This window comes from uncultured Eubacterium sp., assembly GCF_934295145.1.
In the GTDB taxonomy this organism is placed as follows: Bacteria; Bacillota; Clostridia; order Lachnospirales; family Lachnospiraceae; genus Eubacterium_I.
Genome location: NZ_CAKRAS010000003.1, coordinates 60,080 through 85,014 on the forward strand (window position 1 = coordinate 60,080; position 24,935 = coordinate 85,014).

Consider the following 24,935-nt stretch of genomic DNA (forward strand, 5'->3'; position numbering starts at 1 on the left):
CTGAACTTTGTTCAAGAAGATTAGAATCGATTAAACTTTAAAACTGAATAAGAAATCATTGGTAAAAGCGTCATGAAATATTGACGCTTTTTACTGTCTTATGCTAGAATGGAAAATTGTGCAGGAAACAGAATTCCCTGCATATCTTGAAAACGGTGAAAAATGGAAAAGAAAAAAGAATAGGAACAACAGAATGAATAATAAACTTGCGTTAAAAGACGAAATTTTACTGACCATTGATAAACCTGCCAGATATATCGGAAATGAAGTGAACATGGTCTGTAAAAATCCGGAAGATGTGAAGATACGTGTCGCTTTTGCATTCCCAGATGTATATGAAATTGGTATGTCTCATCTTGGTATTCAGATTTTATATCATCAGTTTAATCTCCGGGAGGATGTATACTGTGAGCGTGTCTATTCTCCGTGGCCGGATCTGCATAAAATTATGAAGGAACAGCAGATTCCGCTTTTTGCACTGGAGACCCAGGATCCGATCAAAAACTTTGATTTTTTATGTATGACCCTGCAGTACGAACTTTGCTATCCGAATATCCTTCAGATTCTGGACCTTGGTCAGATACCATTAAAATCTGTACAGCGGACAGATAATATGCCAATTGTCATCGGCGGCGGCCCATGTGCTTACAATCCAGAACCGATCGCTGACTTTTTTGATATTTTCTATATTGGAGAAGGCGAAACCGTATATGATGATCTGTTTGATCTGTATGAGCAGATGAAAGAGAATGGCTGTTATACTCGTCACGATTTTCTACATGAAGCAGCAAAAATTCCGGGACTGTATGTACCGTCTCTTTATGAAGTATCCTATAAAGAGGATGGCACTATCGCAGAGTTTCACCCGATGTATAACGATATCCCGCGTGTGATTCAGCGTCAGGTCGTGGAAAATATGTCAGAATCTGTCTATCCGGACAAGCCGCTGGTACCATTTATCAAAGTGACACAGGATCGTGTCGTACTTGAAATACAACGTGGTTGTATCCGTGGCTGCCGTTTCTGTCAGGCTGGTATGGTTTACCGCCCGCTGCGGGAACGCAGCCTTGAAATGTTAAAAGAAAAGGCTTATCAGATGCTGACAAGCACCGGACACGAGGAAATATCCTTAAGTTCTTTAAGTTCCAGTGATTACACCTGTCTGGAAGAACTTTTAACCTTTCTAATCGATGAATTCAAAGACAAAGGGGTAAATATTTCTCTGCCATCTCTGCGAATCGATGCTTTCTCTCTGGATGTAATGAGTAAAGTACAGGATATTCGAAAGAGTAGTCTGACATTTGCGCCGGAAGCCGGTTCCCAGCGTCTGCGTGATGTCATCAACAAAGGTCTGACAAAGGAAAATATCCTGCATGGCGCAGGACTTGCCTTTGAAGGTGGATGGAATAAAGTAAAACTGTATTTTATGCTTGGACAGCCGACAGAAACAGTGGAAGATATGAAGGCCATTGGTGAACTTGCAGAAGAGATTGCGGAACGCTATTATGAGATTCCGAAAGATCAGCGCAACGGTAAATGCCAGATCACCGTAAGTACTTCTTTCTTTGTACCGAAACCATTTACGCCATTCCAGTGGAGCCCGATGTGCACAAAGGATGAGTTTCTTGGTCGTGCAAAAATCGTAAATGAGACGATCAAATCTCAGTTAAACAAAAAAAGTATTAAGTATAACTGGCATGAAGCAGATGTAACCATGATTGAGGGGATTCTTGCCAGAGGTGACCGCCGTCTATGTGATGCTTTGATCCGTGTCTATGAGAAAGATGGCATTTTTGCCGCTTGGTCTGAATTTTTCGATGATCAGATCTGGCAGGATGCCTTTAGCGAAGAAAATATTGATACAGATTTCTACACCACTCGTGTCCGCGGCGAAGACGAGATCTTTCCATGGGATTTTATCGATGCAGGCGTAACAAAAAACTTCCTGCTGCGTGAATGGCATGCGGCAAATGCAGAGACGGTAACACCAAACTGCCGCCAGAAATGCGCCGGCTGCGGAGCAATGAAATACAAAGGAGGCGTATGCTATGAGAATCAGAATTAAATTCCGTAAATATGGTGTCATGCGTTTTATCGGGCATCTGGATATCATGCGTTATTTTCAGAAAGCTATGCGCCGTGCCAATATCGATATTGCCTATTCAGAAGGATTTTCCCCGCATCAGATTATGTCCTTTGCGGCTCCTCTTGGCGTAGGCATTACCAGTGACGGTGAGTATCTGGATATTGAGGTACATTCCACAAAATCTACCGATAAATCCATAGATGCACTGAATGCGGTTATGGTGGATGGTATTGAAATTACAGAATATGTTGCTCTGCGTCAGGATGCAAAAAAAGCGATGACTTCCGTAGCGGCAGCAGATTATATTGTTTATTTCAAAAAGCAGGTTGATTTCACACTGGAAGAACTGAAAGAAAAAATCCTTCAGTATTACGAGGAACGGGAAACCATTGAAGTGACAAAGCAGACGAAAAAAAGTGAGCGTGTCATTGATATCAAACCACTGATCTACCAGTTCGCCCCATGTGATTTGGAGGAACTTGGATGGCATGGATTTTTCCTGCGGCTTTCTACCGGAAGTACCGATAATATCAAACCGGAACTGGTATTACAGGATTTTTATCAGTATTTTGGAAAAACTTATGATCCGTTTAATATGCAGATCCACAGAGTGGAAACCTATGAGCGTACAGAAGAAGGATTAAGACCGCTGTATCAGGCAGGTGACAACATTGAATCATAAAGTCATTATCACAGATACGACTATCTGTGGCAGTCAGGTACGCATGTGTGCTACGGTATCAGAACGCCGTCTGCTGGAAGTACGCTGCCGGAAACTCGGTCAGGAATCCATTCTTGGAAATATCTATGTGGGGCGGGTACAAAAAATCGTACCGAGCATTCAGGCTGCTTTTATAGAAATCAAGCCCGGACTTTGCTGCTACTATTCCATGGCAGAAAAAGCGGAACCGATTTTTGCAAAAAAGATTTCCGCAAAAAAACTGGTTCAAGGAGAGGAACTATTGGTTCAGTTGACGCGGGAGAGTGTAAAAACAAAAGCACCGACCGTATCCGGCAATCTGAACCTGACTGGCCGTTATCTGGTTCTGACCAGTGGGGACTGCAGAATGGGTTTTTCATCAAAGCTGACAAAACCGGAAAAAGAGCAGCTTGGCGCGTTGCTGGAGCCGGAATGGGATGGTTCTTTTGGCATTATTGTCCGCACGAATGCCAGAGATGTGTCTGCGGATGTGCTGATTGCAGAACTGCATCAGTTAAAAGACCGGCTGCAGACCATCTGTCATACGGCATCCATGCGCACCTGTTTTTCCTGTGTCAGCCGTACACCGGAAAGCTACATGACCTATCTGCAAAACAGTTATCAAGATGGTTTTACGGAAATTCTGACCGATCTGCCGGATGTTTATAAGGAAGTACGGCAGCAGCAGGAAATGGATCCTTCTTTTGCACAGATCCCTCTTCGGCTATACGAGGATAAATTGCTTCCACTGGCTGCACTTTATAATCTGAACAAACAGACGGAGGATGCCTTGCAGAAAAGAGTCTGGCTGAAATCCGGCGGTTATCTCGTGATCGAGCCGACAGAAGCACTGACCGTTGTGGATGTCAATACCGGAAAAAGTGTGACAAAAAAAGACCGGCAAGAGCATTTTCTGAAGATCAATCTGGAAGCGGCCAAAGAAACTGCCGCACAACTGCGTCTTAGAAACATTTCCGGAATTGTGATCATTGACTTTATCAATCTGGAACAGGAAGAAGACCGGCAAACGGTTATGGAGTATCTGCGACGGTATGTCCGGGAAGATTCTGTACCGGTTCAGGTCGTTGATATGACCAGATTGAATCTCGTGGAACTTACGAGAAAAAAAGTTGAAAAAAGTTTGGCAGAACAGTTGACAGAACAGTAACATTCTGATATTATACAAAAGATGCCGCACAATGAGGTACAAGACTGCATATTATGCAACACCGAAATTGGCGAGTAATGATAAATAGGAGGTGCCATATGTACGCAATTATAGCAACAGGTGGTAAACAGTACAAAGTTTCTGAAGGCGATATCATTACCATTGAAAAGCTTGGTGTAGAAGCTGGTGAGACAGTAACTTTCGATCAGGTATTAGCAGTGAATGACGGAAGTCTGAAAATCGGTAACCCGACTGTTGAGAACGCTACCGTAGAAGCATCCGTTGTAGCTAACGGACGTGCAAAAAAAGTAATCGTTTACAAATATAAAAGAAAAACCGGTTACCATAAGAAAAACGGACACAGACAGTACTTTACCAAAGTTAAAATCGAAAAGATTAATGGTTAATTGAAAAGGTAACATGTGATGGTAAAAATAACAGTTTACCAGAACCATGATCAGCAGTTTGTTGGTTTTGATTGTTTGGGACATGCAGAATATTCCGATGAAAATGACATCGTGTGTGCTGCTGTATCCGCAATGACGATCAACTGCATGAATTCTATTGAGACATTTACCGATACACTGTTTTATTGCGACAGCAATGAAGCGGACGGAATGATATCTTTTCGAATTACAGAAAACAATGGAGCAGATGCACAGCTTTTGCTGAAATCGCTGGTTTTAGGTTTAGAGGACATGGAGAGTAACTACGAAGAATATATTGATTTGATCTTCGAGGAGGTGTAAGAAACATGATGAACATGAATCTTCAGTTCTTTGCTCATAAAAAAGGTGTAGGTTCTACAAAGAACGGCCGTGATTCCGAATCCAAAAGATTAGGAGCAAAAAGAGCAGACGGACAGTTTGTAAAAGCTGGAAACATTTTATACAGACAGCGTGGTACTAAGATTCACCCAGGCGTGAACGTAGGTATCGGCGGAGATGATACATTATTTGCAAAAGTAGATGGTGTATTAAGATTCGAGAGAAAAGGAAGAGACAAAAAACAGGCTTCCGTTTATCCAGTAGCAACGAACGAATAATGAAACCATCAATAGACTCGACTTTCATAGCCGGGTCTATTTTCTACTATAAAAAAGGAAAAGAAAATTATGTTTGCAGACAGTGCAAGAATTATTATAAAATCAGGAAAAGGCGGAGATGGACATGTCAGCTTCCGCCGTGAAAAATACGTTCCGAACGGCGGTCCTGACGGAGGAGACGGTGGAAAAGGCGGAGACGTTATTTTCCAGGTCGATGAAGGTTTGAACACTCTGACAGACTTCAGACATCGTCGTAAATATGCCGCCGAAAACGGAGAAGAGGGCAGAAAACGGAACTGCCATGGCAAAAACGGTGCGGATATCATTGTAAAAGTTCCGGCGGGAACCATCATCCGCGATGCCGAGACAGACAAAGTTATCGCTGATATGTCCGGTGACAATACCCGTCAGATCATTTTAAGAGGCGGACGCGGCGGTAAAGGAAATCAGAATTACGCAACCGCAACCATGCAGGCTCCGAAATATGCACAGCCGGGACAGCCGGGCATCGAACTGGAAGTCCGTCTGGAACTGAAAGTCATCGCAGATGTCGGACTGGTTGGTTTCCCGAACGTTGGAAAATCCACTTTATTATCCCGTGTAACCAATGCGCAGCCGAAAATCGCAAATTATCACTTTACTACTTTAAATCCAAATCTTGGTGTGGTTGATCTGGACGAAGGACAGGGCTTTGTTATCGCAGATATCCCGGGACTGATCGAGGGTGCATCCGAGGGAATCGGACTTGGTCATGAGTTTTTAAAACACATTGAGCGTACCAAAGTCATGATCCACATGGTAGATGCTGCATCTACCGAAGGACGTGATCCGATCGCAGATATTTATGCCATCAATAAAGAGCTAGAAGCATACAATCCGGAACTTGCAAAGAAACCACAGGTGATCGCAGCAAATAAAATTGATGCCATCTATGCAGGAGATGAAGATCCGGTAGAAAAACTGCGTCAGGAATTTGAACCGCAGGGTATCCGTGTATTTGCAATCTCTGCAGTCAGTGGAAAAGGCTTAAAAGAGCTTTTATATGCCGTAAATGAGATGCTTCAGAGCATGGATTCTGAGCCGGTTGTATTTGAGCAGGAATACGATCCGTCCACAGCAATGTATCTGGATGAGCCGTATACTGTTGCATATGACGAAGAAAATGATGAATTTGTGGTAGAAGGTCCTCGTATTGAAAAAATGCTTGGCTATACCAATATTGAATCCGAGAAAGGTTTCCTGTTTTTCCAGCGTTTCTTAAAAGATCAGGGAATTTTAGAGGAACTGGAAAACTTAGGCATTCAGGAAGGCGATACTGTTCGTATGTATGGACTTTCCTTTGATTACTATAAATAAAATAGAGTACAGTCTGATTATGTAAGGATTTTTGATATTCAAAAGCTTGTATGGTCAGCATATGGAGAAATAATTATGACAAGTAAACAGAGAGCTTATTTAAAAGGTCTTGCCATGAATCTGGAACCAATTTTTCAGGTTGGGAAATCCAGTGTAACACCGGAAATCGTAAATGCAATTGCTGAATGCTTTAATACACATGAGTTGATCAAATTAAGTGTATTAAAAAACTGTTTTGACGATCCGCGTGAGATTGCAAATGTGATTGCAGAGCGTACCCATTCCCAGGTGGTACAGGTCATCGGTAAGAAAATCGTTTTATACAAACCGGATAAGGATGATCCAAAGATCGTTTTACCTTAATCCGACAGAAATGGAGTATCGTATATGACTCTGACACAAAAGAAAATCGGTATATTTGGCGGTACCTTCAATCCGATTCACTACGGGCATCTGCTGATTGCGGAAAATGCTTGCGACCAGTTTCATCTGGATCATATAATTTTTCTCCCTACCGGGCATACGCCACACAAGGCATTTATGGGAGAGAAAATGAGTGTACACCGCTGTCATATGGTAGAAGCGGCCATTGCGGATAATCCGAAGTTTTCCATTTCATATCGGGAAATTGAGAGTACCGGTGTCAACTATACGTATGTGACCCTGGCACAATTTCAGAAAGATTATCCGGACTGTAAATTATATTTTATCCTCGGAGCAGATTCTCTGTTCGATTTTGACGACTGGAGACATCCGGAGGAAATCTGTAAATATGCAAACATTCTGGCAGCTGTCCGGGATAATCTGAATGCGGATGAAGTAGACCGCCAGATTGCATATTTAAAAGAAAAATACCATTCCGGTTTTTACCGTCTGAACACTCCGAATTTCAGTGTATCCAGCAGGGAACTGAGAGAGCGGGTGATGCAGGGAACAACGGTTCGCTACATGCTTCCGCCACAGGTAGAGCAATATATCAGAGATCATGCACTTTATCTCAATCTAAGCTGAGACTCCACTTCATGTGTTGAGCAGTATTATTTTTCTCATAGAAGGGAATTCCACATGACAGCAAAAGAGATACAAAAAAAGTTAAAAGCAAAATTAAAACCGTCAAGATATGAGCATACACTCGGAGTAGCAAAAACAGCATGTCACCTTGCAGAAATTTACGGTTATGACAAGGATATGGCGGAACTGGCCGGTCTGTTACACGACTGTGCCAAATATATGGATGATGATAAAAAAATCGCTCTCTGCCGGGAATATGGCGTTTCCATCAGTGATGCCGAATATAAAAATCCATCCTTGCTGCATGCAAAATGCGGTGCCATTCTGGCCGAACATGAGTACCAGGTGACAGATTTTGATATTCTGCATGCAATCCGTGTACACACCACAGGTGTTCCGGACATGAATCTTCTGGATAAAATTATTTTTATTTCAGATTATATTGAGCCAAACCGGGACAAAGCACCTCATTTAAAGGAACTTCGTAAGATAGCTGAACAGAATCTGGATCTGACCACGTATCACATCTTAAAAGATACGGTGGAATATCTGGAAAAACATGAAGATCAGACCATGGATCCGACCACACTGGACGCTTACGATTATTATAAAGACTGGTTTGAAAACCAGAGCACCAATCAGAAAGGAATAGGGTGAGTAATATGAACGACGTATCCCGCGAAATGGCAAAAATCGCCTGCCACGCATTATCTGAGAAAAAAGCAGAAGATGTACAGGTTATCGATATCAGTGAAATTTCTGTAATTGCAGATTATTTTGTAATTGCAAGTGCTGCAAATACAAATCAGCTGCAGGCTATGATGGACGCCGCAGAGGAAGATCTGTACAAAGCAGGATTCCACTGTGCACAGAAAGAAGGAAATAATAATTCCAGCTGGATTTTGATGGATTATAAGGATATTATCATTCATCTGTTCTCCAAAGAGGACCGTTTATTCTATGATCTGGAGAGAATCTGGCAGGATGGTAAAATCATTGCACCGGAAGATCTTTAATTTTTTGGCTTAAAATTTACTATTTATTTTTTATAAGAGAACACCAGCAATTTGTCTCAGTCGCTAACAATCGCTCCTTGAGAAAATTTGCTGGTGTTCTCAATTTACACTATGATATTTGTAAATTTTGCACTACATTACACTTCGTGCCGCAAAGCCTATCTGAAGAAACGGAAAGTTCCAATTACTTTTCCCATGATCATGACTTCGGACACGATAATTGGATCCATAAAATCATTCTCCGGCTGTAGACGATAATAGCCATTTTCTTTATAAAATGTCTTTACCGTTGCAGAATCATCTACAAGCGCAACGACCATATCTCCATCATTTGCAGTAGACTGCTGCTGCACCAGAATATAATCCCCGTCTAAAATACCGGCATTGATCATACTTTCGCCCTGAACCTGCAGGATAAATGTCTGCTCGTTTGGCATAAATTCTGCCGGAATCGGGAAGTAGTTCTCGATATTCTCCACAGCCAGAATCGGTTCACCGGCTGCAACTTTTCCAACGATCGGTACATTGACCATTTCACGTCTGGTCAGATTAAAGTTCTCATCCACAATCTCAATTGCACGCGGTTTGGTCGGATCACGATGAATATAACCGTTTTTCTCCAGCGTCTCTAAATGCGCATGGACAGAAGAAGTTGATTTTAATTTGACGGCTTCACAGATTTCACGTACTGCAGGTGGATATCCTCTGTTTAAAATTTCTGCTTTGATATATTCTAAAATTTCTCTCTGCTTATCGCTGATTTTTCCGTATGACATAATATACTCAGATCTCCTTAAAATTGATTCGCTGTTTAATAATTAGATTATAGCATAATGAACTATTGATTTCAAATATATTCGAAAACTTGTTCCGAAAATCTGTTCGTATTTGTTCTTGACATCCGAACATATGTTTTGTATAATTCAATTATCGAACAGGTGTTCCGAACAAAATATCGGATACTTGTTAAACACATCATTGTTAAAGAGAAAACAGGGGAGGATACACACATGAGTACATATTCTGTAATTTACAATACAAATCCGTATCAGAAGGCACAGGCCAGAACACAAGCGCAGAAAAGAGCACGTATCCAGGCTGCCAAGAAGAAACAGGCACTGAAACGACAGGCATTTGGAATAGCCGTTATGTTTCTTACGATTCTGGCTGCAGTTTTGGTGAGTACAAACTGTTTGAAAGCAAATCAGGTAAAGGCTTCTTCCGTACATGAGGAGAACATTTACTATAAGACCATTCAGGTAGAAGAAGGCGATACTTTATGGACACTGGCTGATCAGTATATGGGAAGTAACAGCTTCGACAGACAGGAGTATATTGACGAGGTAAAAGAGATGAACCATCTGACGGATGATACAATTGAAAGTGGTGCTTATCTGATGATTCCATATGTGGAAACAGTTTCCGAGTTATAATTGTGAAATCATGCAAGCAATCGAACAGAATGTTCGATTGCTTGTTTGATAGGAAATTACGATGAATTTCCTATCAAACAAAAGCACTTCGTGCAAATGATGCGCACTCGCACGAGAAGAGATTCTTGCTTTGCAAGCGTGCTCGGCGCGGGCAAGAAAGATGTGCTATTGATAATTTTAAACACGTAAGTGTATGATAGCACACTTTCTTGCAATTTATCAAATTTCATGACAGTTGATAATAATTTTTCAAAAATTCCAGAAACTGTCCTGCCGGCTCCGGCAGATATCGAACCGGTGAATATACGATATACAGTTTTCGTAAAAAAGCTTCTTCACCTAAAGGAAATATCAGCAGTTTTCCCTGCTTTGCATCAGAAGCTACTGTTGCACGGGAGAGAATCGAAATTCCCATTCCGAGTTTAATGCATTTTTTTAAGGAATCCGCATCGTCCATAATCGCAATAACATTTAAATCATCCAATGTAAGCCCTCTGTTTTTTAAAAAATGAAGGGTTTCCTGTTTGGTTCCGGAATTATCTTCCCGTAACAAAAATGGCTCCTTCAAAAGAACTGCCAATGGTTCTGTCTGTTTGGTGAAAGCCTGATAATAAGGTGTCGCAGGAGCAGCGATAACCAGTTCGTCCGATGCAAAAGATAAAAATTCGCAGGTTGTATCCGAACAGGTTGTTCCAACAAGTCCAAGATCGCAGGCGCCATCATCTATTTTGTGAATGATCTCCAGACTGTCTCCACAGGTAGTATGAAACGTTACGTCTGGAAATTTGTTATGATATGTTGTCAAAAGCTCTGGGAGTACGTAAAGCGATGGTACAGAGGATACACCAATCTGCAATTTATTTGTACCTTCATTGGAAAGCTCCAGTACAGCTTTCTGCTGTAATGTTAAAATTTCAGAGGCGTATTGGTACAGCTTCATGCCTGCTGGTGTTATGGACAGGGTTTTTGTTGTTCGTTTTAATAACTGCGTATGAAATTCCTGCTCCAGAGAACGGATGTGAGCACTGACTGTCGGCTGGGACAGGTACAGTTTTTGTGCTGCCTGAGAAAAACTCTGATATTTTACGGTGTATACAAATGCTTCAAGTTGTCTGATATCCATATAGATGTTTCCTTTCTACATATTTTGTGTAAAAAAATCCTGATATTCTTCTATATCATTTTTTCTATTACATAATGTAAATCATATTCATTTTTGTTCTTATGATTTTTGCTTATATAAGGGAATTTATATCCTATAGAAAAATCATTATTAACTGCTTCTACTTGAATTTTACTCTTATTTATAGGTTTTATCAATAGAATTATTTGAGTTATCAATATTAACAATTTTACTGGGAAATACAGGAATGATATACTGAATATAACAAAAACAGACGTAATGATACGTCAGAAAGATATGAGGAGAACAGTTATGAAACTATTTGACAAAACATGGAAACTTGCATTTGCAGGTGCCATCGTTGGTATACTGGCAGCATTGCTTGCATTCTTTGGTAATCCGGCAAACATGGCCATCTGTGTAGCATGTTTTATCCGTGACACAGCAGGAGCACTAGCCCTTCATTCCGCAGCGCCTGTACAGTATTTTCGTCCGGAGATCGTAGGATTTGTAGTAGGAGCCTTTTTAATTTCTCTGATTACAAAGGAATATAAAGCAACTGCAGGTTCTTCCCCCATGATTCGTTTCCTGCTTGGAATGATCATAATGATTGGAGCATTGGTATTCCTTGGATGTCCGCTTCGTATGGTCATTCGCATGTCTGCCGGAGATTTGAATGCTTATGTGGCACTCATCGGATTTGCCGGCGGTGTGGCAACCGGAACTTTCTTTCTGAAAAAAGGATTTTCTCTTGGAAGAGCTTATGAAACTAAAAAGGCAAACGGTATGGTGTTACCAATCGCATTAATTGTATTACTGATCATCGGTGTAGCAACCGGTGCATATGCAGCAAGTACGGAAGGACCTGGAAGTATGCATGCGCCAATTGCCATCGCATTAATTGTAGCACTGATCATTGGCGTCATCGCACAGATGAGCAGAATGTGTTTTGCCGGAAGTATCCGTGACGTAATTCTGATGAAAAACTTTGATCTGATCAGTATTATCGGCGCACTGTTCGTTGTTATGTTAATCTACAATATTGTAACAGGACACTTCCATTTAAGTTTTTCCGGACAGCCAATCGCACATTCCCAGCATCTGTGGAATATCCTTGGCATGTATGTGGTAGGATTTGGTGCTGTACTGGCAGGCGGATGCCCGCTGCGTCAGCTGATTCTGGCAGGTCAAGGTTCCTCCGACAGTGCCGTAACTTTTCTTGGCATGCTCCTTGGCGCTGCATTTGCACATAACTTTGGTCTGGCAGGCGCAGCAGCAAAAGCAGCGACTGAGACAGAAGCAGCCGTTGCAGGCGGTCCGGCTACGGCGGGTAAAGCAGCAGTTATCGTATGTATCATTGTATTATTTATCATTGCAGTAACAAATAAAAGAAATCTGAAAAGAGGAAAATAAAAATGGCAGAATATATTGAAGTAGATGTAAGAGGACTTTCCTGTCCGGAACCGGTTTTACTTGTTATGGACGCCATGGATGAGCATCCGGGTGAAACCATTCATGTGATCGGCGATGAAGCTCACACAAGAACAAACATTGAAAAAACGCTGAAATATCAGAAAAAAGAGTTTCAAACCCAACAGAAAAACAGTTGCTTTGAAATCACATTTCGCGCATAATAAGGGAGCCGAAGATTCGTCGATATACGAACGAGTGGTGACTATATATCATTACGTATTAAATTAAAATTCATATTATCAAAAATGTCAGAAAAATGGAGAATTATTGTCATGCGAAAGAAAAAACCTTATCAGATTATAACATTTCATACAACATCAGCAGCCATGGCTATGGAGCTGTATTGTAAAGAGCATGGCATCTCCGGTCGTCTGATCCCGGTTCCAAGGGAGCTTTCCGCCGGTTGCGGACTTGCCTGGCGCATTGAACCTGAGGAATATACCCGTTACAAAAACGATTTACTGGGTTCCCATATTGAAATCGAACAAAATGTGGAACTGATTATTTAACAAAATTTCCTTGACACACCCACTCTTTATCATATATAGTAGAATCAATAAGAGGGAGTAACCTACGTGACTATACGTTTGCGGTGTCGTCAGTACGATGTAATATAAATACATCCGGTGTCGTAAGGAAACGGTGAGACTTTTATTGTACATTGATTGTGCAATAAGGGTCTTTTTTTATTCCAAAAATCTGAACTTGCATAATCGGAACACATATTGCAGATAACATGATGCAGGCAAACGCAAGGAGGATTTGACATGAAAGAAATGTATCAGTTGACCGCGACGCAGGTTATGGATCACTTTGAAAGTTCCGTACAGGGACTGACATCTACACAGGCAGAGGAACGCCATTACACATCAGGCTGGAACGAACTGACATCTGCGAAATCGAAACCTTTATGGAAACTTTTTCTGGAACAATTTAAGGATTTTCTTGTAATCATTCTCATTATTGCAGCAATCATATCCGGATTGCTAGGTGACGCAGAAAGTGCTGTCGTTATTCTGGTCGTTATCACCCTAAATGCCATTCTTGGAACGGTGCAGACCCGACAGGCGGAACGTTCTTTAAACAGTTTAAAAAACTTATCCGCACCAAAAGCATCCGTATTTCGTAACGGAAGTGTTGTGCAGCTTCCTGCCAGAGAGCTGGTTCCGGGCGATATCGTCCTTTTGGAAGCAGGTGATATCATTCCTGCTGATGGAAGAATTATTGAGTGTGCTGGTTTGAAAATTGATGAAAGTGCCTTGACCGGTGAGAGCCTTAGTGTCGATAAAATCACCGATGTGATTTCCAATCAGGTAGCTCTGGGAGATCGCAGAAACATGGTATTTTCCGGCAGTTTCATTACGAATGGACGCGGAAAAATCATTATTACTGACATCGGTATGCATACAGAAGTTGGCAAGATAGCAAGTCTTTTACACAATACATCAGCAAAACGAACTCCATTGCAAATATCGCTTGATTCTTTCGGCAAAAAGCTTTCCATCGCTATTTTAGTCTTTTGTGGAATCTTGTTTGGAATCAGCGTTTTTCGCGGTGAATCTATTGGAAATGCCTTTTTATTTGCTGTCGCTTTGGCGGTTGCAGCTATTCCTGAGGCATTAAGTTCCATTGTCACTATCGTTTTGTCATTTGGTACACAAAAAATGGCGAAAGAGCATGCCATTATCCGAAAACTTCAGGCAGTAGAAGGGCTTGGAAGTATTTCAGTCATCTGTTCAGATAAAACCGGAACTCTGACTCAAAATAAAATGACAGTGGAAGACTATTATGTAAACGGACAGTCTGTTCTTGCAGATGAGGCAACATCTTCTGATACTTCCAATAAATTACTCTATTTTGCCAGTGTATTATGCAATGATGCAAGAATTGAAAATAAAAATGAAGAAATCGGAGATCCTACAGAAATTGCCTTGCTGCAGATGGAGCCTCAAATGCACATTGCTATTTCTGAAATACAGGCAAAATATCCACGAATCGACGAACTTCCCTTTGACAGTGAACGTAAAATGATGTCAACACTGCATACATGTTCCAAAAACGATTATAGTTCTGATTCTGCTGAAAAACAGATTTTAATTGTGAAAGGTGCAGTTGATGTATTATTACAGCGAACAGATGCGATCTGGACAACAAATGGCACAATTCCTATGAACAGTGACGAGAAAAAACGGATTCAGATACAAAATCAGCAATATTCTGAACAAGGACTGCGCGTGCTTGCATTTGCTTACAGAGAGTTTTCTGATACGGATACACTGACCTTTGACCATGAATCTCATCTGACATTTCTTGGTCTTATCGCCATGATGGATCCGCCACGTCTGGAATCAAAAGATGCAGTAGCGACCTGCATCCATGCAGGTATCCGACCAGTCATGATTACCGGAGACCACATTGTGACGGCATCTGCCATTGCCAGACGAATTGGAATTTTGACACCGGATACAAAAGCCTGTGAAGGTGCTGTGCTTGATACGATGACAGATCAAGAATTGCAGGAATTGGTTCCGGAAATATCTGTTTATGCACGTGTTTCACCAGAACACAAAATTCGTATTGTCCGCGCATGGCAGGCACGTGGAAATATAGTGGCTATGACAGGAGACGGCGTGAATGACGCCCCGGCATTGAAACAGGCAGATATTGGCGTTGCTATGGGAATTACTGGAACTGAGGTTGCAAAGGATGCTGCTGACATGGTCTTGACAGATGACAATTTTTCTACTATTGTATCAGCAGTGAAAAATGGAAGAAATCTGTATCGTAACATCTTGCATGCCATAGAATTTCTGTTATCAGGAAATCTCGGTGCCATTTTAACCGTTTTAACAGCATCTCTGGCAGGACTTCCGGTTCCTTTTGCACCTGTGCATTTGTTATTTATTAATTTATTGACAGATAGTCTGCCTGCGATTGCCCTCGGTCTGGAACCGCACACAGATGATGTAATGAAAGAACATCCGCGAGCTGCCACCAGTTCTATTTTAACTGCCTCTTTTATGAAAAAAATAGGTCTGGAAGGACTTGTAATTGGAATTGTAACAGTTTGTTCTTTCCTCACGGGATTAAAGCAGGGAAATGCTCTGATTGCAAGCACCTGTGCGTTTGGAACTCTGTGTCTGGCCCGATTATTCCATGGATTTAATTGCAAATCAGAAAAACCGGTTCTGTTTACAAAAAAAATAAAAAATAACAAGTGGTTAATTGGTGCATTTGCATTAGGAGCCGTATTAATTACCGGAGTTCTCACACTTCCTGGATTACAAAATCTGTTTAAAGTGCAGACTTTGACGCTGGCACAACTTGGAATTGTATATTTGTATGCTTTTTTGAGTCTGCCGATCATCCAGTTATGTAAATGGATTAAAAATAGAAAGAATTGAGGGACTAAAATGAAATTTCAGGATTTTATACAAAAGCATAAATATTTACTGCTTATTATTGCAGTTTTGCTTATCCTGCTCCTTGGAAAAACTGACACAGAATGGAATCTGCTACGCACTATCTGGGAAATTTTACTGCCATTTCTGACCGGATGCATTATGGCATTTATCTTGAATATTCCCATGCGTTTTATTGAAAAAAAGCTGTTTCGAAATAAATCGAACAGCTATCGAATATCGATTCGTATTGCCAGTTTTTTATTAACACTGCTCATCGTTATTGCGATTATCTGGCTGATTCTGTTTTTTATGATTCCGCAATTGGCTAACAGCTTTTCCATGTTGAATGAAAATATTACAGATTTTGTACCACAATTTCAATCCACGATGGAGCATCTAAATAAAAAAATCCCTCTGCTTAAACACCTGATGGGAACGCAGACTTTTGAAACACAGCAGATTCTTCAGACGGTCTCTGATTTTTTGAAAGACAGTGCGAAAACGATTACCGGATCCACTATTTCTGCCATCAGTTCTGTATTTCAGGGAATCGTGACCGGATTTCTGGCATTTGCTTTTGCATGCTATCTGCTATTTCAAAAAGAGAAACTGCAAATGCAGCTTAAAAAGGTAATTTATGCGTTTTGTTCTGAAGAAAGATCAGAAAAGTTATTTGGCATCTGTGCCATGATTTCCAAAACTTTTACACGTTTTTTTACCGGGCAGTGCGTGGAAGCACTGATTCTGGGCGGATTATTTCTGCTGACACTAACGATTTTCCGTATGCCGTATGCATTGCTGATCAGTGTAGTCATAGCTTGTACCGCACTGATTCCAATCTTTGGTGCTTTTATAGGATGCATCTTTGGAGTCTTTCTGATTTTTATTGTGAATCCACAGCAGGCGGTTGTATTTCTGATTATATTTTTTGTATTACAGCAAATCGAGGGCAATCTCATCTATCCACATGTGGTAGGAAACTCTGTCGGATTGCCATCCATCTGGGTACTGCTGGCAGTGATCGCTGGAGGTAAACTGATGGGAATTGTTGGAATGTTTCTGTTTATTCCGCTCTCATCAGTGTGTTATACCTTGTTCCGCCAACTTGTATATGACAGATTAAAGCAGAAGATAGTAAAACAAAATATAGAACCAAACAAACCGGGGCAATAAAATGCCCCGGTTTATTTGCTCATGATACTATACGATTATTATTTCATAAGTTCATCGGAATCCAGCACAATGGTAAACGGTCCATCATTGAGCAGTTCTACCTTCATATCTGCTCCGAAACTTCCGGTTTCTACCACAGGAATCTCTTTTTTGCAGGAAGCAATAATATATTCATATAAGCTGTTTGCAAGATCTGGATTTCCCGCCTTAATAAAGGACGGACGATTTCCTTTTTTGCAGTCTGCATATAAAGTAAACTGGGAGATCAGCAGCAATTCACCATCTACATCCTTAAGTGCCAGATTGGTTTTTCCATTTTCATCCTCAAAAATACGCATGCCAATCAGCTTTTTAATCATTTTGTCTGCAATCTCAGTATTATCTTCCTCTGAAACACCAATCAAAACCAGAAATCCTTTCCCGATTTTTCCAATTACTTCGTTGTCTACTGTCACAGAAGCGTGCTGCACACGCTGAATTACAAATTTCATACGTTTAAAATCCTTTCTTCATAAACTTTAAAACAGCGAAACAAACTGTACTTTCTTATCATTGTCCATTTCACTCAAACGCATGTTTTTCTAAGCCAAAATCTAAACAAACGTTCGAAACTGTTTACCAAAATGTCAAAATATGTTATCATTCTAAAGGACTTTTAATGAAAAATCAATACTGAAACGAGGAACCGATATTATGAAATTGCAGCAGCTACTAAGTCTTACCAGAAAAGCAGTAGATACTTACCACTTAATTGACGAAGGAGATCATATTGCCATCGGTGTATCAGGAGGAAAGGATTCTCTCGCATTACTATATGCCCTGCATGGTCTGCAATGTTTTTATCCAAAGCATTTTTCTCTGACAGCGGTCAGTGTGGATCTTGGATTGGAAGGATTTGATCTGAGTCCGGTGACACAACTTTGTGACGAGCTTGGCATCTCACATCATATCGTAAAAACACAAATTGGGCAGATTGTGTTTGAAGAACGCAAAGAAAAGAATCCTTGTTCCCTGTGTGCAAAAATGCGAAAAGGTGCATTATACAATGCTGTGAAAGAGCTTGGTTGTAATAAAGTAGCTTACGCACATCATAAAGATGATTTTATTGAAACTATGATGATGTCACTGATTTATGAAGGACATTTTTATTGTTTTCCACCCAAAACATATTTAGACCGCATGGATCTGACAATCATCCGACCATTTCTGTATGTAGAAGAAGCAGATGTGATCGGTTTCAAAAATAAATATAATCTTCCGGTAGTGAAAAATCCATGTCCAGCGGATGGTGCCACAAGACGTGCATATATCAAACAGCTTATCCGAACTATCAACCATGAAAATCCAGGAGCAAAGACGCGTCTGTTTACCGCACTGATCAATGGACATATTCCGGACTGGGAAGATCAGAATGAGTAATATTCTTTTACTGATAAACGAAAAAGCAGTATCCGAACACAATTTTTTAGAAAGAATGATTTGATATGAAAGAACGAAAATACAGTGACCAGATCAATATTGAAAACGAACAGAAACTCCGTGCATTGGTAGCCGAATTACCACGTTTCTGCCGCGAATACTTTATCGGTATCGAGCCATCAACGTCTTCCCGGACTCGGATTGCCTATGCCTATGACCTGGGCGTTTTTTTTCACTATCTGCATGAAAATAACGCTGCAATGGCAAAAATGGAGATTATCGATTTTCCGATTGATATTTTAGAACAGATTACGCCAATGGATATTGAAGAATATCTGCAATATCTGAAACTTTATCATCACAGAGGAAAAGAATATACTAATGATGAGCGTGGCCAGATGCGTAAGCTTGCCTGCCTGCGCAGTTTTTATAACTATTTCTTTCGCAAAGAGATTATAGAAAAAAATCCTGCTACACTGGTTAAAATGCCAAAGCAGCATGAGAAAAATATCGTCCGTCTGGATGTGGATGAAATTGCGATTTTGCTGGATGAGGCGGAATCCGGTGAGAAATTAACGGAACGTCAGAAGATTTATCACAATAAAACGAAAAAGCGGGATGTGGCGATTCTGACGCTTTTACTTGGCACAGGAATTCGTGTATCTGAATGTGTGGGATTGGATTTGAATGACATTGATCCAAAAAATAATGGTATTAAAGTTCACCGAAAAGGTGGTTCTGAAGTTATGGTATATTTTGGAGACGAAGTAGCTGAAGCACTGGATGCCTACCTGGATGAACGACTGGAAATGGAGCCAAAGGCGGGAAGTACCGAAGCAGTATTCCTTTCCATGCAAAATAAACGTATTAATGTGCGCAGTGTAGAAAATCTGGTAAAAAAATATTCCCGCCTTGTGACAACGGTAAAAAATATAACACCGCATAAGCTGCGCAGTACTTATGGTACAACATTATATCAGGAAACAGGAGATATTTACCTGGTAGCAGATGTCTTAGGACACAAGGATGTCAATACAACAAAAAAACACTATGCAGCACAAGCTGACAGCAGACGCCGTATGGCAGCAAAAGCGGTTCGATTGCGGGAAAAGCAGCCTGAATCTGAAGAGGAATAATTTTACCTCTTGTACAATAATTTTCAGTATGTTATAATTTGATTTGATATTGAGAAAAGCAATGAAAGAACAAGTACTGTATGTTGAAACATTCCAGAGAGAGCAGGTTGGTGGAAGCTGCTTATGAATATCATACAGGAAAACCAGTCTTGAGCTGTACGTGAAAGAATGTCGAATTGTAAGGACAGATTTTTAAGCGTCACCGTCTTGCCGCGTTACAGGCTAAATAAGTAAAACATTAAGGTGGAACCGTGTATGTATGCACCCTTAAGTATATCTGGCAGCAGGTATATTTAAAGGTGCTTTTTTAGTTTATAGAAGTAATTAGTAACTCAATAAACAAGGTTCTGGAAAGGAAAACACAATGGTTAATTTTAAAGAAGATGAACAGTTAAGCATGCTCAATCACTCCTGTGCCCATCTGATGGCTCAGGCTGTTAAGCACCTGTATCCACAGGCAAAATTCTGGGTTGGACCGGTGGTAGCAGAGGGATTCTACTACGATATCGATCTGGGCGATGATGTTATCCGTGATGAGGATATCGCCGCTATTGAAAAAGAAATGAAAAAAGTTGCAAAATCCGGAAAAAAAATCATCCGTCATGAAATTTCCAAGGAAGAAGCTTTGGAAATGTTCAAAGATGACAACTACAAACTGGATCTGATTTCTAACCTGGAAGATGGTAAGATTTCCTGCTATACACAGGGTGATTTTACAGACCTCTGTCGTGGCCCTCATGTAGACAATGTAAAATTATGCCGTCATTTCAAACTGATCAGACATTCCGGCGCTTACTGGAAAGGTGACAGCAAAAACAAGATGTTGCAGCGTATCTACGGTGTATGTTTCCCGACTGCAGAGGAGCTGGAAGCACACCTTCAGTTATTAGAGGAAGCAAAAGAGCGTGACCACAGAAAAATCGGCAAAGACATGGGATTATTTATGTTGGATGATCTGGTTGGTCGTGGACTTCCGATGTTCCTTCCAAAAGGATATGTAATCTGGCAGGAACTGGAAAATTATATCAAAAACAAAGAGCGTAAACTTGGATATCAGCATGTTATGACACCATGTGTTGGTACAGTAGATCTGTATAAAACCTCCGGTCATTGGGATCACTACAAAGATAATATGTTCCCTGCGATGGAAGTTGAGGGAGAGTCTTTTGTATTAAGACCAATGAACTGCCCGCATCATATGATGATTTATGCAAATAAAATTCATTCTTACAAAGATCTGCCAATCCGTATCGGTGAGATCGCACATGATTTCCGTTTCGAGGCTAGTGGTACTTTAAAAGGTATCGAAAGAGGACGCCATTTCTGCCAGAATGATGCGCATCTGTTTGTAACTCCGGAGCAGATCAAAGATGAATTCTCCAAAGTCGTAGATTTAATTTTCTCTACTTACAAAGATTTCGGTATCACAGATTACAGATGTGTGCTGTCTCTGCGTGATCCGGAAGACAAAGAGAAATATCATGATGATGATGAGATGTGGAACAAAGCAGAAAATGCACTTCGCGAAGTTATGAATTCTCTCGGAATCGAATATACTGAGGAAATCGGCGAAGCTGCTTTCTACGGACCGAAACTTGATGTAAATGTAAAACCAGCAGTAGGTAATGAGTATACACTTTCTACTTGTCAGCTGGACTTCTGTCTGCCGGCTAAATTTGAGCTGACTTATGTAGACCGTGATGGTGAGAAAAAGACACCTGTTGTACTTCATCGTGCAATTCTTGGCTCTCTGGATCGTTTTATGGCCTACATTCTTGAAGAGACAAAAGGAAATCTGCCAACATGGTTAGCACCGGTTCAGGCACGTATCATGCCGGTTAAAACAGATGATCCGGAACTCAATGAGTATGCTCAGAAAATTTATGATGCTCTGGATGCAGCTGATGTTCGTGTTGAATTAGACAACAGAGCTGAGAAACTTGGTTACCGTATGAGAGAAGGACAGGTTCAGAAAGTTCCTTATCTTCTTGTTATTGGTATGAAAGAAAAAGAAGATGGTACAGTTGCATACCGTCTCCATGGTCAGAAAGAGACTACAGTTCTTCCATTAGACGAGTTCGTTGAAAAACTGACAACTGAAATTGAGACAAAAGCAAGATAGTAATTCGCTATAATAACCGAATGTCTGTCATTGTTTGCTAAGTCTTAAAAAATAAATATAAAAATGAGTTCTGTTTTCTTGATTTTAGAAAATAGAGCTCATTTTTATTTGAGGATTAATTAAATCTTCATTATTTTTTGATTTCTTCTAAAAAAAGTGGAATCATAGGATTATCATTTTCTTTTGAATAAATGACATACAGGATTTCCTGAATTCCATTTGTTTCCAGTGGGATATATGAAAGATTTAGTGGAATAGAAGCCTTTTCTACTTCCAGTTCCGTTAGTATTCCGATACCCATACCAGCCGCCACCATAATCTGTATTGTTGTTGCATCATCGTTTGTTTTGGAAATATTCTGCACCAGTTCATTATCTAAATAGCCCGTTGGAAAATCATGCGGGCATTCTGATTTACTGCGATTGAAATTATGGATGATCAGTCGTTCGTATTTCAAATCTTCCTGTGTAATCACCTCACGATGAGTCAACGGATGCTCCGGTGGAATGACGGCCAAAAACGGATATTCCCCGATTTTTATAATTTTTGTCGTATCCGGATAGGAGAGCAGTGGACTTTCCACATTAAAAATAATGTCATATTCTCCCATCAAAAACTCATCATGCAATGCCACTGCATTGTCCCGTTTCAGATCAATCCCCACACCTGGATATTTGAAATAAAAATTTTGTACATTTCTTGGAAAACTTCCCATCTCCATACATTTGATATAACCGATCCGCAACGTTCCTTTTTGACCACGCTGTACCGAATGTACCCGTTCAATAGAATCGCTGACTTTTGCCAGGATCTGTTCTGCTTCCCGCATAAATACCTGACCGGAATCTGTCAATGATATACGATTATTTTTCCGGACAAACAGATCCAGCTTCAGTTCTTTTTCCAGACTACGGATCTGCTGCGTGATCGCAGACTGTGAGACAAAAAACATCTCTGCGGTCTTGGAAAAATTCAGATTATGCGCCGCGGATACAAAGTATTCTAATTGTTGTAATGTCATAGTTCCCCTCCATTTTTCTTATACTTTCCAGAAAACAGTATCAATTTTCCCCGAGATAATACAATTTTAAATGCCTGATACAGCGTCTCTCCATAAGTTATACTTATACTATCATCTTTCTTTCCTGCTTGCAACAATCCACGCCTGTCTTTATAATTTTAAGTATCAGATAACAAGTACGTTACATTTTATTGTACGAAGAAGGAGGATTTTATTATGGGAGAAATTACGTATCAGCCACTTCGAAGCCTGATTTATGTAGACTGTGTCAAAGAAGAGTACCGACACAAATTACAGCACTGGCTTTATTACTATCATGCACCGGAAAGCATTGCAAAATTTGAGCCATGGGTAACAAAATATGCTTATTATAATGCACTTCCGACACCACCACAGGGAGAGCGCTTTGGTACTTACCGCATGCAGCTCACCGAGCACTACTGGATGGTCAATCCTATGAGTCAGGAAAGTCTGGTAAATTCACTGAACGAATATTTCCCAATCGATGCCATGATCTGGCAGGGAACAATTCCAGAAAATGTGAAAGAGGATGGATTTATGGCAGATGGAGAAGCTGCCCGTGCTTCCGGTGGCGACAATGGCTGTCCGCCGTTTATCTTTGCTTTTTTACCGATCTTCTGGGAGCAGGATCTCAAAGGCGCCGGTCGTACTATGGTGGATGGTCCGAATTACCGTTGGCAGTTTCTTGTTTCCTATCCGGAAGGTCACAAAGAGGACGGTGATCAGTGGATGATGAATGAGGTATTACCTGCCTTTGCGGCAATGCCGGAAGTTACCCGCATGATGACAAGCAAAGTCAAAAAAGAGATTAACAACTGTCATATGGACCGCTGTGTGGAAATGTGGTTTGACGGTCCGGAAGAGTGGTATCACTGTGCCGTTGAAAATGCTGCATCTTTCAAGAAACCGGAATGGGCTGAGTATGATAACTTCCCTTATCTGCGCCCACAGTTCCAGTTTGCAAGCCTGTTTTTAACTGATATTGCAACCAGCGACAATTTGAAACAGTACAGAGGCTATCTGCCGATGCGCTAAGTTAACTTTGGTTGTAAAACATTTTTACAATAGATGATGCAGGAGCGCAGATCCTTTACGCCATTCTTTTACTCATACGCAAGTTTTTTGGATCTGCGAAACTGTATGGCACAGTTTAGGACATATTAGGACAAATTTTTTTAGGAGAAAAATAACATGAAGATTTTAGGTATTTCAGGTGGTAACAAAAATGGTGCCAACGATTGCATGTGTAAAGAAGCGTTACTTGCGGCAAAAGAGCAGGGCGCTGAGATTGAATTTGTACGTTTGATGGATCTTGATATCAAACACTGTACCGGATGTAAGGCATGCGTTATGAGCCTGTTTTCCGGCAGAGGAAACATGTGTGTATTAAAAGATGACTTTCAGTGGTTATTAGATAAAATGCTGGATGCAGACGGAATCATCTTTTCTATTCCAATCTTTGAAAAATGTGCAGCAGGTATTTTCCATACTATTATGGACCGTTTTGGACCACGTATGGGATTATCCAACAACATTGTTGCGGACAAGATTTCAGCATCTAACGGCGGTAAACGGATTGATCCGAAATATATGAAAACAAGAGTTGTTTCCTATATGGGAATCGGTGGTTCTGACTGGGCAACAGAGATTCAGAATGACTTCTATCTGCATGCGCTGACACCGATGTGGAAAGTCATCGATAATGAAGTATTTATGTGGTCACTTGGTATTTTAACTGACGATTCCAAAGTAGCCCGTGCACATCAGATCGGTGTAAACCTTGCAGAAGCTGCAAAAGATATCGAACATGCAACCTGGAAGGGTGAGGACGGTGTCTGTCCGCATTGCCATTCCAGAAACTTCTACATTGAGGGGGATAATGTGGCAGTCTGCGGTCAGTGCGGTATCCGTGGTAAATTAGTGACAGAAGATGGAAAGGTTCGCTTTACCTTTGATAAATCCCAGATTGAGCATGCACATGATACTTTAAGCGGTCAGTTTATTCATGCAGATGATATTCAGAATAATGAGAAAAATGCAGGCGCTGCTGCAAGAAGTGATGAGTATAAAGCAAAAGTACAGCGTTATGCAGAAGCTATCACAGCAGTTAGACCAGAATAATAAATCAAAAATATGTAAAAATATAACGGGAAAAGTCCGATATGTTGTTTTAACAACATACAGGGCTTTTCTTTTTGGTTATAATAGCATCAGTATTTCGATAAGAA

At 40.7% G+C, this 24,935-nt stretch carries 26 protein-coding genes; 22 read left to right on the top strand and 4 right to left on the bottom strand.

What is annotated here, in order from left to right; genetic code table 11:
- Positions 1–193: 193 nt before the first annotated feature.
- From Q0I54_RS01240 to rsfS, 11 genes are all read left to right on the top strand, one after another.
- Positions 194–2,065 (top strand): TIGR03960 family B12-binding radical SAM protein, encoded by a 1,872-nt coding sequence (locus tag Q0I54_RS01240; protein ID WP_296115772.1) that lies wholly within the window; start codon positions 194–196, stop codon positions 2,063–2,065.
- Complete coding sequence (locus Q0I54_RS01245) at positions 2,049–2,768, top strand: TIGR03936 family radical SAM-associated protein (RefSeq protein ID WP_296115774.1); 720 nt, start codon at positions 2,049–2,051, stop codon at positions 2,766–2,768. The genes Q0I54_RS01240 and Q0I54_RS01245 overlap by 17 nt, the downstream gene beginning before the upstream one ends.
- A complete protein-coding gene (locus Q0I54_RS01250) occupies positions 2,758–3,954 on the top strand; it encodes a ribonuclease E/G (RefSeq protein WP_296115777.1) in 1,197 nt (398 codons plus the stop codon). The genes Q0I54_RS01245 and Q0I54_RS01250 overlap by 11 nt, the downstream gene beginning before the upstream one ends.
- A 98-nt stretch (positions 3,955–4,052) precedes the next feature.
- Entirely contained in the window at positions 4,053–4,361 is a 309-nt protein-coding gene (gene rplU / locus Q0I54_RS01255; RefSeq protein ID WP_296115779.1) for a 50S ribosomal protein L21, read from the top strand.
- 18 nt (positions 4,362–4,379) lie between these two features.
- Complete coding sequence (locus Q0I54_RS01260; protein WP_296115781.1) at positions 4,380–4,703, top strand: ribosomal-processing cysteine protease Prp; 324 nt, start codon at positions 4,380–4,382, stop codon at positions 4,701–4,703.
- 5 nt (positions 4,704–4,708) lie between these two features.
- Positions 4,709–4,999 carry a 50S ribosomal protein L27 gene (gene rpmA / locus Q0I54_RS01265; RefSeq protein WP_021738743.1) on the top strand — a complete coding sequence of 97 codons (291 nt, stop codon included), beginning with the start codon at positions 4,709–4,711 and terminating at the stop codon, positions 4,997–4,999.
- A gap of 69 nt (positions 5,000–5,068) precedes the next feature.
- Positions 5,069–6,355, top strand: a complete 1,287-nt coding sequence (gene obgE / locus Q0I54_RS01270) for a GTPase ObgE (protein WP_296115782.1) — start codon at positions 5,069–5,071, stop codon at positions 6,353–6,355.
- Between the two features lie 75 nt (positions 6,356–6,430).
- The gene (gene yhbY, locus Q0I54_RS01275) at positions 6,431–6,718 is read left to right on the top strand and encodes a ribosome assembly RNA-binding protein YhbY (protein WP_177975351.1); all 288 of its coding nucleotides are present in this window, start codon (positions 6,431–6,433) and stop codon (positions 6,716–6,718) included.
- A gap of 24 nt (positions 6,719–6,742) precedes the next feature.
- Positions 6,743–7,366 (top strand): nicotinate-nucleotide adenylyltransferase, encoded by a 624-nt coding sequence (nadD, locus tag Q0I54_RS01280; protein WP_296115784.1) that lies wholly within the window; start codon positions 6,743–6,745, stop codon positions 7,364–7,366.
- Between the two features lie 54 nt (positions 7,367–7,420).
- The gene (gene yqeK / locus Q0I54_RS01285) at positions 7,421–8,023 is read left to right on the top strand and encodes a bis(5'-nucleosyl)-tetraphosphatase (symmetrical) YqeK (RefSeq protein ID WP_296115786.1); all 603 of its coding nucleotides are present in this window, start codon (positions 7,421–7,423) and stop codon (positions 8,021–8,023) included.
- A 5-nt stretch (positions 8,024–8,028) separates the two neighbouring features.
- Positions 8,029–8,382 carry a ribosome silencing factor gene (gene rsfS, locus Q0I54_RS01290; protein ID WP_296115789.1) on the top strand — a complete coding sequence of 118 codons (354 nt, stop codon included), beginning with the start codon at positions 8,029–8,031 and terminating at the stop codon, positions 8,380–8,382.
- A 158-nt stretch (positions 8,383–8,540) separates the two neighbouring features.
- Here rsfS and lexA read toward each other — a convergent pair whose 3' ends face one another.
- Positions 8,541–9,158 carry a transcriptional repressor LexA gene (gene lexA, locus Q0I54_RS01295; protein WP_296115791.1) on the bottom strand — a complete coding sequence of 206 codons (618 nt, stop codon included), beginning with the start codon at positions 9,156–9,158 and terminating at the stop codon, positions 8,541–8,543.
- A 234-nt stretch (positions 9,159–9,392) separates the two neighbouring features.
- Between lexA and Q0I54_RS01300 the strand changes: the two genes are divergently transcribed.
- Positions 9,393–9,815, top strand: a complete 423-nt coding sequence (locus Q0I54_RS01300) for a LysM peptidoglycan-binding domain-containing protein (RefSeq protein ID WP_296115792.1) — start codon at positions 9,393–9,395, stop codon at positions 9,813–9,815.
- A 226-nt stretch (positions 9,816–10,041) separates the two neighbouring features.
- On the opposite strand, the gene Q0I54_RS01305 is transcribed toward Q0I54_RS01300, so the two are convergent.
- Positions 10,042–10,938: a selenium metabolism-associated LysR family transcriptional regulator gene (locus Q0I54_RS01305; RefSeq protein WP_296115795.1), complete on the bottom strand. Its 897-nt coding sequence runs from the start codon at positions 10,936–10,938 to the stop codon at positions 10,042–10,044.
- Between the two features lie 297 nt (positions 10,939–11,235).
- Here Q0I54_RS01305 and yedE point away from each other — a divergent pair, with 297 nt between their 5' ends.
- The 5 genes from yedE (at position 11,236) to Q0I54_RS01330 (ending at position 16,988) form a co-directional block, all read left to right on the top strand.
- Positions 11,236–12,351 carry a YedE family putative selenium transporter gene (yedE, locus tag Q0I54_RS01310; RefSeq protein WP_296115817.1) on the top strand — a complete coding sequence of 372 codons (1,116 nt, stop codon included), beginning with the start codon at positions 11,236–11,238 and terminating at the stop codon, positions 12,349–12,351.
- A gap of 2 nt (positions 12,352–12,353) precedes the next feature.
- On the top strand, positions 12,354–12,572 hold the full coding sequence (locus tag Q0I54_RS01315) for a sulfurtransferase TusA family protein (protein ID WP_296115797.1): 219 nt from the start codon (positions 12,354–12,356) through the stop codon (positions 12,570–12,572).
- A 111-nt stretch (positions 12,573–12,683) separates the two neighbouring features.
- Positions 12,684–12,920, top strand: a complete 237-nt coding sequence (locus tag Q0I54_RS01320; protein WP_296115798.1) for a DUF3343 domain-containing protein — start codon at positions 12,684–12,686, stop codon at positions 12,918–12,920.
- A 258-nt stretch (positions 12,921–13,178) separates the two neighbouring features.
- Positions 13,179–15,815 (top strand): cation-translocating P-type ATPase, encoded by a 2,637-nt coding sequence (locus tag Q0I54_RS01325; RefSeq protein WP_296115800.1) that lies wholly within the window; start codon positions 13,179–13,181, stop codon positions 15,813–15,815.
- A gap of 9 nt (positions 15,816–15,824) precedes the next feature.
- Entirely contained in the window at positions 15,825–16,988 is a 1,164-nt protein-coding gene (locus tag Q0I54_RS01330) for an AI-2E family transporter (protein WP_296115802.1), read from the top strand.
- Positions 16,989–17,026: 38 nt separating this feature from the next.
- On the opposite strand, the gene dtd is transcribed toward Q0I54_RS01330, so the two are convergent.
- Positions 17,027–17,479 (bottom strand): D-aminoacyl-tRNA deacylase, encoded by a 453-nt coding sequence (gene dtd, locus Q0I54_RS01335; protein ID WP_296115804.1) that lies wholly within the window; start codon positions 17,477–17,479, stop codon positions 17,027–17,029.
- Positions 17,480–17,681: 202 nt separating this feature from the next.
- Here dtd and Q0I54_RS01340 point away from each other — a divergent pair, with 202 nt between their 5' ends.
- From Q0I54_RS01340 to thrS, 3 genes are all read left to right on the top strand, one after another.
- Positions 17,682–18,407: an ATP-binding protein gene (locus Q0I54_RS01340; protein WP_296115806.1), complete on the top strand. Its 726-nt coding sequence runs from the start codon at positions 17,682–17,684 to the stop codon at positions 18,405–18,407.
- Between the two features lie 65 nt (positions 18,408–18,472).
- Positions 18,473–19,543, top strand: coding sequence for a tyrosine-type recombinase/integrase (locus Q0I54_RS01345; RefSeq protein WP_296115808.1), 1,071 nt, complete (start codon positions 18,473–18,475; stop codon positions 19,541–19,543).
- Positions 19,544–19,907: 364 nt separating this feature from the next.
- The gene (gene thrS, locus Q0I54_RS01350; protein ID WP_296115810.1) at positions 19,908–21,665 is read left to right on the top strand and encodes a threonine--tRNA ligase; all 1,758 of its coding nucleotides are present in this window, start codon (positions 19,908–19,910) and stop codon (positions 21,663–21,665) included.
- A gap of 130 nt (positions 21,666–21,795) precedes the next feature.
- Here thrS and Q0I54_RS01355 read toward each other — a convergent pair whose 3' ends face one another.
- Entirely contained in the window at positions 21,796–22,686 is an 891-nt protein-coding gene (locus tag Q0I54_RS01355) for a LysR family transcriptional regulator (protein ID WP_296115811.1), read from the bottom strand.
- A 216-nt stretch (positions 22,687–22,902) separates the two neighbouring features.
- On the opposite strand from Q0I54_RS01355, the gene Q0I54_RS01360 reads away from it, so the two are divergent.
- Together Q0I54_RS01360 and Q0I54_RS01365 are read left to right on the top strand one after the other, a co-directional pair.
- Positions 22,903–23,742 carry an acetyl-CoA hydrolase gene (locus tag Q0I54_RS01360; RefSeq protein ID WP_296115813.1) on the top strand — a complete coding sequence of 280 codons (840 nt, stop codon included), beginning with the start codon at positions 22,903–22,905 and terminating at the stop codon, positions 23,740–23,742.
- 156 nt (positions 23,743–23,898) lie between these two features.
- Positions 23,899–24,828: a flavodoxin family protein gene (locus Q0I54_RS01365; RefSeq protein WP_296115814.1), complete on the top strand. Its 930-nt coding sequence runs from the start codon at positions 23,899–23,901 to the stop codon at positions 24,826–24,828.
- The last annotated feature ends 107 nt before the right edge of the window (positions 24,829–24,935 follow it).

Bases quoted from the DNA above. Each gene is read 5' to 3' on its own strand.
- Q0I54_RS01240 (WP_296115772.1), top strand. From the start codon at position 194: ATGAATAATAAACTTGCGTTAAAAGACGAAATTTTACTGACCATTGAT.
- Q0I54_RS01245 (WP_296115774.1), top strand. From the start codon at position 2,049: ATGAGAATCAGAATTAAATTCCGTAAATATGGTGTCATGCGTTTTATC.
- rplU (WP_296115779.1), top strand. From the start codon at position 4,053: ATGTACGCAATTATAGCAACAGGTGGTAAACAGTACAAAGTTTCTGAA.
- Q0I54_RS01260 (WP_296115781.1), top strand. From the start codon at position 4,380: ATGGTAAAAATAACAGTTTACCAGAACCATGATCAGCAGTTTGTTGGT.
- rpmA (WP_021738743.1), top strand. From the start codon at position 4,709: ATGATGAACATGAATCTTCAGTTCTTTGCTCATAAAAAAGGTGTAGGT.
- obgE (WP_296115782.1), top strand. From the start codon at position 5,069: ATGTTTGCAGACAGTGCAAGAATTATTATAAAATCAGGAAAAGGCGGA.
- yhbY (WP_177975351.1), top strand. From the start codon at position 6,431: ATGACAAGTAAACAGAGAGCTTATTTAAAAGGTCTTGCCATGAATCTG.
- nadD (WP_296115784.1), top strand. From the start codon at position 6,743: ATGACTCTGACACAAAAGAAAATCGGTATATTTGGCGGTACCTTCAAT.
- yqeK (WP_296115786.1), top strand. From the start codon at position 7,421: ATGACAGCAAAAGAGATACAAAAAAAGTTAAAAGCAAAATTAAAACCG.
- rsfS (WP_296115789.1), top strand. From the start codon at position 8,029: ATGAACGACGTATCCCGCGAAATGGCAAAAATCGCCTGCCACGCATTA.
- lexA (WP_296115791.1), bottom strand. From the start codon at position 9,158: ATGTCATACGGAAAAATCAGCGATAAGCAGAGAGAAATTTTAGAATAT.
- Q0I54_RS01300 (WP_296115792.1), top strand. From the start codon at position 9,393: ATGAGTACATATTCTGTAATTTACAATACAAATCCGTATCAGAAGGCA.
- Q0I54_RS01305 (WP_296115795.1), bottom strand. From the start codon at position 10,938: ATGGATATCAGACAACTTGAAGCATTTGTATACACCGTAAAATATCAG.
- yedE (WP_296115817.1), top strand. From the start codon at position 11,236: ATGAGGAGAACAGTTATGAAACTATTTGACAAAACATGGAAACTTGCA.
- Q0I54_RS01315 (WP_296115797.1), top strand. From the start codon at position 12,354: ATGGCAGAATATATTGAAGTAGATGTAAGAGGACTTTCCTGTCCGGAA.
- Q0I54_RS01320 (WP_296115798.1), top strand. From the start codon at position 12,684: ATGCGAAAGAAAAAACCTTATCAGATTATAACATTTCATACAACATCA.
- Q0I54_RS01325 (WP_296115800.1), top strand. From the start codon at position 13,179: ATGAAAGAAATGTATCAGTTGACCGCGACGCAGGTTATGGATCACTTT.
- Q0I54_RS01330 (WP_296115802.1), top strand. From the start codon at position 15,825: ATGAAATTTCAGGATTTTATACAAAAGCATAAATATTTACTGCTTATT.
- dtd (WP_296115804.1), bottom strand. From the start codon at position 17,479: ATGAAATTTGTAATTCAGCGTGTGCAGCACGCTTCTGTGACAGTAGAC.
- Q0I54_RS01340 (WP_296115806.1), top strand. From the start codon at position 17,682: ATGAAATTGCAGCAGCTACTAAGTCTTACCAGAAAAGCAGTAGATACT.
- Q0I54_RS01345 (WP_296115808.1), top strand. From the start codon at position 18,473: ATGAAAGAACGAAAATACAGTGACCAGATCAATATTGAAAACGAACAG.
- thrS (WP_296115810.1), top strand. From the start codon at position 19,908: ATGGTTAATTTTAAAGAAGATGAACAGTTAAGCATGCTCAATCACTCC.
- Q0I54_RS01355 (WP_296115811.1), bottom strand. From the start codon at position 22,686: ATGACATTACAACAATTAGAATACTTTGTATCCGCGGCGCATAATCTG.
- Q0I54_RS01360 (WP_296115813.1), top strand. From the start codon at position 22,903: ATGGGAGAAATTACGTATCAGCCACTTCGAAGCCTGATTTATGTAGAC.
- Q0I54_RS01365 (WP_296115814.1), top strand. From the start codon at position 23,899: ATGAAGATTTTAGGTATTTCAGGTGGTAACAAAAATGGTGCCAACGAT.